We start from the raw sequence: 7451 nt of genomic DNA, 5'->3' as shown, positions 1-7451 counted from the left end.
CCCGCGCAGCCCGTCGCCGCCGCCGAGCCCGAGGCGCCCGCCGCCCCGGCCCCGTCCCGTGGCGGCCGACGCGCCGCACGGCCCGCCGTGGCCGTGTTCCAGGCCCCGGTGTTCGCCGAGCCGATGTTCCAGACCCCGGAGACCGCCGCCATGGCCGCCGCGGCCGCTGCCGCCGCCTCCCGGGCCGAGGAAGCCGAGGAGGAGGACGAGACCGAGGCCGAGGCCCCCGCCGCCCCCGTCGCGCAGCCGGCCGGCCGTCGCCGCCGCCGCGGCCGTGGCGCCGTCGAGGCCGCTCCGGCCGCCGAGTCGGCGCCCGTCTCGCCGGCCGACGTGGAGATGCAGGAGGCCGAGGAGCCCGAGGCGGAGGCCGAGGCCGCCGACCTCGACGACGAGGAGGGCGACGGCGAGCGTCCGTCGCGTCGTCGCCGCCGCGGTGGCCGTCGCCGTCGCCGCGGTGAGGCCGCCGACCTGGACGAGACCGCCGACGAGGACGCCGAGGCCGAGGCCGAGGCCGCCGAGCAGGAGGCCGACGAGGAGGCGGAGGAGGACGAGTCCGACGAGTCCGGCGCCCTGGGGTCCAGCTCCAGCCGTCGTCGCCGTCGTCGTCGCCGCCGCAGTGGTGACGGTGGCACGGACGTCGAGGCGTCCGAGGAGGACGGGGTCCGTACCGTCGTCAAGGTCCGCGAGCCGCGTCCGGCCCGTGAGAAGGCCGAGCCCGGTACCGGCGCGGACGAGGTCCAGTCCATCAAGGGCTCGACCCGTCTGGAGGCGAAGAAGCAGCGCCGCCGCGAGGGCCGCGAGCAGGGTCGCCGCCGCGTCCCGATCATCACCGAGGCCGAGTTCCTGGCCCGCCGGGAGGCCGTCGAGCGTGTGATGGTCGTCCGCCAGGCGGGCGAGCGCACCCAGATCGGCGTCCTCGAGGACAACGTGCTCGTCGAGCACTACGTGAACAAGGAAGAAGCCACCTCGTACGTCGGCAACGTCTACCTGGGCAAGGTCCAGAACGTGCTGCCGTCGATGGAGGCCGCCTTCATCGACATCGGCAAGGGCCGCAACGCCGTCCTGTACGCCGGTGAGGTCAACTTCGAGGCGCTGGGCATGGCCAACGGCCCGCGCCGCATCGAGTCGGCCCTCAAGTCGGGCCAGTCGGTCCTGGTGCAGGTCACCAAGGACCCGATCGGTCACAAGGGTGCCCGTCTGACCAGCCAGGTCTCGCTGCCCGGCCGGTACCTGGTCTACGTGCCCGAGGGCTCGATGACCGGCATCAGCCGCAAGCTGCCCGACACCGAGCGCGCGCGTCTGAAGACCATCCTCAAGAAGATCGTCCCCGAGGACGCGGGCGTCATCGTGCGCACCGCCGCCGAGGGCGCGAGCGAGGACGAGCTGCGCCGTGACGTCGAGCGTCTGCAGGCCCAGTGGGAGGACATCCAGAAGAAGTCGAAGCAGATCACGACGTCTTCGCCGAGCCTGCTGTACGGCGAGCCGGACATGACGGTCCGTGTCGTGCGCGACATCTTCAACGAGGACTTCTCGAAGGTCATCGTCAGCGGTGACCAGGCGTGGGAGACCATCCACGGCTACGTGTCCCACGTGGCGCCGGACCTCGCGGACCGGCTGTCGCGCTGGACCTCCGAGGTGGACGTCTTCGCGACCTACCGGATCGACGAGCAGCTCGCCAAGGCGCTCGACCGCAAGGTGTGGCTGCCCTCGGGCGGTTCCCTCGTGATCGACAAGACCGAGGCGATGATCGTCATCGACGTCAACACCGGCAAGTTCACCGGCCAGGGCGGCAACCTGGAGGAGACCGTCACCAGGAACAACCTGGAGGCGGCCGAGGAGATCGTGCGCCAGCTGCGGCTGCGCGACCTGGGCGGCATCGTCGTCATCGACTTCATCGACATGGTGCTGGAGTCGAACCGGGACCTGGTGCTGCGCCGGATGCTGGAGTGCCTGGGCCGGGACCGGACCAAGCACCAGGTGGCCGAGGTCACCTCGCTGGGCCTGGTGCAGATGACCCGCAAGCGGGTCGGCCAGGGTCTGCTGGAGTCCTTCTCCGAGACCTGTGTCCACTGCAACGGTCGCGGCGTGATCGTCCACATGGACATCCCGACGGCGGCCGGCGGCGGTGGCAACGGCAAGCGTTCCAAGCGTCGCGGCGGTCGCGGTCACGAGCACGACCACGAGATCGAGGCCGTCGACGCGGCCCTGGCCGCGGACGTCGAGGAGTACGAGGTCGAGACGGAAGCGGAGGTCGCGGCCGAGGTCGCTGCCCCGCGCGCGCTGCCGGAGCCGGAGTTCGTCGCGGGCGAGGAGCTGTACGGCAGCCCGGCCGAGGCGGAGGCCGCCGCGGGGCTGAGCGGTCGGCGCAACCGTCGCCGTGCGACCCGCAAGGCGACCGCTCCGGCGGGCGCCCCGCGCGGCGCCGCCGCCGTCCCGGCGCAGGCTCCGGCCGAGCCGGCCCCGGTGACCCCGGTCATCGAGGAGGAGCCGGTCACGGCGCCGGCGGACACCGTCCTGGAGCCGGCCGCCGAGGTCGTCGAGGAGGCCGTGGAGGCCGCCGAGACGGTCGTGGCCGCGCCGGTGGAAGAGGCGCCGAAGGGCCGTACGCGTCGCCGTGCGACCCGTAAGGCGACCGCTCCGGCGGGTGCCCCGGCGGCTTCGGCCGAGCCGGAGGCCGTGGCCGAGACGGTGGTCGAGGCCGTGGTCGAGACGGCGCCGGTGGAGGCCGTCGTGGCGGCCGAGCCCGAGCCGGTCGTCGCGCAGGTCCCGGCGGAGCCCGTGGTCGAGGCCGCTCCGGCCCGTCCGCGTCGCCGCGCCACCCGTAAGGCGACCGCTCCGGCCGGTTCCCCGGCGGGCGCGGCCGAGGCGGCCGTCCTGGTCGTCGAGACGCCGTCGGCGGAGCCGCAGGCTCCCGCCGAGGCGCCGGTGGAGGCGGAGCAGCCCGCGGTGGAAGCCGAGGAAGCCGCTCCGGTCGTCGCCAAGAAGGCCGTCCGCAAGACGGCCGCGAAGAAGGCGACCACCACCGCGGCCAAGAAGGCCCCGGCGAAGAAGGCCCCGGCCAAGAAGGCGGCGGCCACCAAGACCGCCACCGCGAAGAAGACGGCCGCGAAGAAGGCCACGACGGCCACCACGGCGGCCAAGAAGGCCCCGGCCAAGCGGGCGACGAAGAAGACCGCGGCGGCCGAGCAGCAGACGCCGCCGTCGGTCTCGGCTCCCGCCGAAGGCTGATCCGCGCGACGACCGTGGGCCCCGCCGAGCGGCGGGGCCCACGGTCCTGCGGAGGCCGGTTTGACCCCCCGGAACCGGCCCCGTAACCTAGACCGTCGGCATGTCCTAGATGATTTCCACGTCTAGTGCGCGTCGCGCTCCTGAGCACCTTCCTCCCATTCGCTGCGCCTGTGCGCCGCGCGGGAGAGGCCGCTCGTCCAATCCGGATCACCGTGGGCCCCGGCCCATGTGAGCGGCTGGCTTCAGGAGCATCCGTCCCGAGTGAGAGAGAGATCCGCGTGTACGCCATCGTGCGCAGCGGTGGTCGCCAGCACAAGGTTGCTGTTGGTGACATCGTTGAGGTTGACAAGATTTCCACTGCCAAGGTTGGCGACACGGTCGAGCTCTCGACCCTGCTCGTTGTCGACGGCGACGCCGTGACCAGCGACCCGTGGGTGCTGGCCGGGATCAAGGTCCAGGCCGAGATCGTGGACCACCACAAGGGCGCCAAGATCGACATCCTGCGCTACAAGAACAAGACCGGCTACCGCCGTCGCCAGGGTCACCGCCAGCAGTACACGGCGATCAAGGTCACCGGTATCCCCACGGCTGCGAAGTAAGAGGGACTGAGACATGGCACACAAGAAGGGCGCATCGTCCACCCGGAACGGGCGCGACTCCAATGCCCAGCGGCTCGGCGTGAAGCGCTTCGGCGGTCAGGTCGTTTCCGCCGGCGAGATCCTCGTCCGCCAGCGCGGCACCCACTTCCACCCCGGTTCGGGTGTGGGTCGTGGTGGCGACGACACGCTGTTCGCGCTGCAGGCCGGTGCCGTCGAGTTCGGCACGCACCGTGGCCGCAAGGTCGTCAACATCGTTCCGGCCGCCTGATCTTAGCTCTGCTGAACCGGCGTACGTAACTTCCCGAGGGCGGATCTCAGCTCTTCCCGGCGCGAGCCGGGAAGAGAGGTCCGCCCTCGGCGCGTTGGTCATATAGACCGCGTTTAATGGGCAGTGGTAGCAATACGGACTGCCCGGGACATATCCCGTATGTATCTGGAGGAACACCCATGACCACCTTCGTGGACCGCGTCGAGCTGCACGTCGCCGCGGGTAACGGGGGCCACGGCTGCGCCTCCGTTCACCGGGAGAAGTTCAAGCCGCTCGGCGGCCCCGACGGCGGCAACGGCGGCCGTGGCGGCGACGTCATCCTGGTGGTGGAGCAGGCGATCACGACCCTGCTGGACTACCACCACAGCCCCCACCGCAAGGCCACCAACGGCAAGCCCGGCGAGGGCGGCAACCGCTCCGGCAAGGACGGCCAGGACCTCGTCCTGCCCGTGCCGGACGGCACCGTCGTCCTCGACAAGGAGGGCAACGTCCTCGCCGACCTCGTCGGTCAGGGCACCACCTACGTCGCGGCCGAGGGCGGCCGCGGGGGCCTGGGCAACGCCGCGCTGTCGTCGGCCCGCCGCAAGGCGCCCGGCTTCGCGCTGCTCGGCGTCCCCGGCACCACCGGCGACATCGTCCTGGAGCTGAAGACCGTCGCCGACGTGGCGCTGGTCGGCTTCCCGAGCGCCGGCAAGTCCTCGCTGATCTCGGTGCTCTCCTCCGCCAAGCCGAAGATCGCGGACTACCCCTTCACCACCCTCGTCCCGAACCTGGGCGTCGTGACGGCCGGCTCGACCGTCTACACCATCGCCGACGTCCCGGGCCTGATCCCGGGCGCCAGCCAGGGCAGGGGGCTGGGCCTGGAGTTCCTGCGCCACGTCGAGCGCTGCTCGGTGCTGGTGCACGTACTGGACACCGCCACCCTGGAGTCCGACCGCGACCCGATCGCCGACCTCGACGTCATCGAGGAAGAGCTCAAGCTCTACGGCGGCGGCCTGGAGAAGCGCCCGCGGCTCGTCGTCCTCAACAAGGTCGACATCCCGGACGGCCAGGAGCTCGCGGACATGGTCCGCCCGGACCTGGAGGCGCGCGGCTACAAGGTCTTCGAGGTCTCCGCGGTCGCCCGTACGGGTCTCAAGGAGCTCTCCTACTTCCTCGCCGAGGTCATCGCGAAGGCGCGCGCCCGCAAGCCGAAGGAGGAGGCGACCCGCATCGTCATCCGCCCGAAGGCCGTGGACGACGCCGGCTTCACCGTCACCTACGACGAGGTCGAGGACGTCTACAACGTGCGCGGTGAGAAGCCCGAACGCTGGGTGCGCCAGACCGACTTCAACAACGACGAGGCCGTCGGCTACCTCGCGGACCGGCTCAACCGCCTCGGTGTCGAGGACGCCCTCAAGAAGGCCGGCGCCCGCGCCGGTGACGGCGTGGCCATCGGCTCCGACGAGAACGCCGTCGTCTTCGACTGGGAGCCGACCATGATGGCCGGCGCCGAGATGCTGGGACGTCGTGGCGAGGACCACCGTATGGACGCGCCGCGCCCGGCCACGCAGCGCCGCAAGGAGCGGGACGCCAAGCGCGGCGACTCCGCGCAGCAGGAGTACGACGAGTTCCGCCCGTTCTGAGGCGGGCCCCGTCGGGTGACCGGTCTCCCGTCGGGGGACCGGTCCCGCGCGCGTGACCGGTCCGGTTGATCCGGGCTTTACCCCGGTCGCCTAGGATCAACTGGGTGACCAGCACCAATGCCGCCACCGTATCCATCGTGGTGATCGCTTACAACGACGCCGGGCTCGTGGGCGAGGCCGTTACCTCGGCTCTCGCCCAGGGTCCGGTGGTCGCCGAGGTCCTCGCCGTCGACGACGCCTCCTCCGACGACACCGCCAGGGTGCTGGACGAGCTGGCCGCCTCGCACCCCAAGGTGAGGGTCCTGCACCGCACCGAGAACAGCGGTGGCTGCGGTACCCCTCGCAACGACGGGATCGCCGCCTCGACCGCCCCGTACGTCCTCTTCCTCGACAGCGACGACGTCCTGCCGCCGGGCGCGGCCGACGCCCTGGTGAGCGCCGCGCGGGAGCACAAGACGCCGGTGACCGTGGGCGCGTGCGTACGTCGCGAGCTGCCGCAGTACCAGGACGTGCCGTGGGTCCCGGGGCTGTACACCGCCGGCGACGTGATCGAACATCCCGCCGAGCGGCCCGAACTGGTCCGCGACACCCTGTGCGTCAACAAGCTCTACGAGCGCGCCTTCCTGGACGAGCACTCCATCCGCTTCCCCGACGGCCGCTTCCGCTACGAGGACTTCGTCTTCACCGCCCGCGTGATGGCCGCCGATCCCCGCGTCGCGGTGATCGACGACCTCGTCTACGTCTGGCACGTGCGCCGCGGCGCCGCGCAGGTGTCGATCTCCCTGGACCGCAAGGACGTCGGCAACTGGCGTTCGCGCATCGAGGCCCACCGCACCGCCTCCCGCGTCCTGGCCGAGTCCTCGCCGGAGCTGGGCCGCGCCTGCCAGGTGAAGTTCCTTGAGTACGACCTGCGCATGTACCTGCGCGAGATCGGCCGGGACCCCGAGTACCAGGCCGCCTGGTGGACGTTGACGCGGGACTACCTGGCCGGCTTCGCCGACGCCGACATCGAGGCCGCCGGCGCGCACGCGCGGTGGATCGTACGGGTGTTGCGGGCCACCGCGACCCCGCCCGCCGACATCGCGCGACTCGCCCGCTTCGCCGCCGAACCCCCGCGCCTGGAGCCCCCGTACGCCACCGACCCGGACGGGCTGCCGGTGTGGAGCGAGGAGCTGCCGGTGGAGCTGGACCGGCTCGCGGAACTGCCGATCGCCGCGCTGCCCGTCACCATCGACGCCCGGGCGGCGGGCGCGGCGACGCTGCGCCTGCGGGTGCGCGACCTGTACGGGCGGCTCGCCGCGGCCGGGCCGCGCACCGCCCGGCCGCTGTTCGTGCCGCGTTCGGGTGGGGAACCCGTACGGGGCGAGCCGGTGGAATTGCGCCCGGCGGCCGACGGCGACGGCTGGGTCTGCGACGTGCCCTTCCGCCTGACCACGCTCGCGGAGGCGGGCCGACGCCAGGGCCGGCGCGGGATGCAGGCCTGGGGCGTGCAGATCGGCGTGGAGTGTGCCGACGGGAGCTCCCTGGTCACCTCTCCGCGCCCCCTCGATGACCTGCTGCGCCGACGCGCCCTGCCCAGTAGCCGGTACGGTGTTCTGTTGGCGCAGCCGTACCGTACGGCCGGCGGTTCGCTGGCGATCCGGCTCGCGCCGGGCGCGGCGGGTGCGCTCAGCTTCGTGCGCAACCGGCTCGGCAGGGCCAGGGCCAAGGCGGCGTTGAAGTCGGGCTGAG

The 7451-nt window shown here is 72.2% G+C and carries 5 protein-coding genes; all 5 read left to right on the top strand.

The window, feature by feature from the left end:
* The coding region (locus E6R62_RS24585; RefSeq protein WP_136215696.1) for an Rne/Rng family ribonuclease at positions 1-3228 on the top strand (3228 nt) is incomplete at its 5' end.
* A 278-nt stretch (positions 3229-3506) separates the two neighbouring features.
* Positions 3507-3827: a 50S ribosomal protein L21 gene (gene rplU, locus E6R62_RS24580; protein ID WP_030159347.1), complete on the top strand. Its 321-nt coding sequence runs from the start codon at positions 3507-3509 to the stop codon at positions 3825-3827.
* A 13-nt stretch (positions 3828-3840) separates the two neighbouring features.
* Positions 3841-4095 (top strand): 50S ribosomal protein L27, encoded by a 255-nt coding sequence (gene rpmA, locus E6R62_RS24575; RefSeq protein WP_048480572.1) that lies wholly within the window; start codon positions 3841-3843, stop codon positions 4093-4095.
* Between the two features lie 179 nt (positions 4096-4274).
* Complete coding sequence (gene obgE / locus E6R62_RS24570; RefSeq protein ID WP_136215695.1) at positions 4275-5720, top strand: GTPase ObgE; 1446 nt, start codon at positions 4275-4277, stop codon at positions 5718-5720.
* A gap of 104 nt (positions 5721-5824) precedes the next feature.
* Complete coding sequence (locus tag E6R62_RS24565) at positions 5825-7450, top strand: glycosyltransferase family 2 protein (RefSeq protein WP_136215694.1); 1626 nt, start codon at positions 5825-5827, stop codon at positions 7448-7450.
* The last annotated feature ends 1 nt before the right edge of the window (position 7451 follow it).

Source organism: Streptomyces sp. A1136, assembly GCF_004795055.1.
Lineage (GTDB): Bacteria > Actinomycetota > Actinomycetes > Streptomycetales > Streptomycetaceae > Streptomyces.
This window is presented reverse-complemented; position numbering and strand designations above follow the sequence as displayed.

Coding starts and splice junctions, on each gene's coding strand:
- obgE (WP_136215695.1), top strand. CDS start 4,275: ATGACCACCTTCGTGGACCGCGTCGAGCTGCACGTCGCCGCGGGTAAC.
- rpmA (WP_048480572.1), top strand. CDS start 3,841: ATGGCACACAAGAAGGGCGCATCGTCCACCCGGAACGGGCGCGACTCC.